Source organism: Burkholderia sp. L27(2015), assembly GCF_009765705.1.
Classification (GTDB): domain Bacteria; phylum Pseudomonadota; class Gammaproteobacteria; order Burkholderiales; family Burkholderiaceae; genus LMUX01.
Genome location: NZ_LMUX01000030.1, coordinates 1 through 531 on the forward strand (window position 1 = coordinate 1; position 531 = coordinate 531).

The window sequence follows — 531 nt, forward strand, 5'->3', positions numbered from 1 at the left end:
TGGCGATGCGCGCCGGATCCAGATGCGTCAGGGCGATGGCTTTGTCGCCGACCACGTCCTGCACCGACTGCACTGTGCCGTTGCCCAGTGTGACGCGAATATGTTTGGGCAACTCGCCGCCATCCGGGCCGGCGTAGCCGCGCGAGGTGATCAGGTAGCGCGTGCCCTGCTTCACCCAGCTGCCGGCCACTTGTCCGTGGCCGTCATCGCTGTAGCCGGCAAAGGTGAGCTCAAGCTCCAGTGCGGCCGGCGTCATCGGCGTGCCCGCGGCCAGCGGCAGCGGTCGCGCGTAAACGCGGGTGGGCACGGCAAACACCAGATCGTTGAAGCGATCCTGCACGCGCTTGTTCAACACCAGCGTATACGGCAGCACGAAACCGAACAACAGGCCCATGCCGATCCAGAACGGGATGCGCAGCCACGGCCAACAGGCGCGTGCGATCGAACGGGTACGGGTCAAGAAGTCCAACGTGGGGGGAATCCGGCAGTGAGTGGCTCGATCATAGGGCCTGCCACCCGGCGGGCATCTGA

At 65.7% G+C, this 531-nt stretch carries 1 protein-coding gene; it reads right to left on the reverse strand.

The genetic code is table 11. The features are described 5' to 3' along the window. Window positions 1–469, reverse strand: a 469-nt coding sequence (locus GSQ77_RS28900) for a hypothetical protein (protein ID WP_216854970.1), incomplete at its 3' end; no start/stop codon positions are given. Window positions 470–531: the final 62 nt, after the last annotated feature.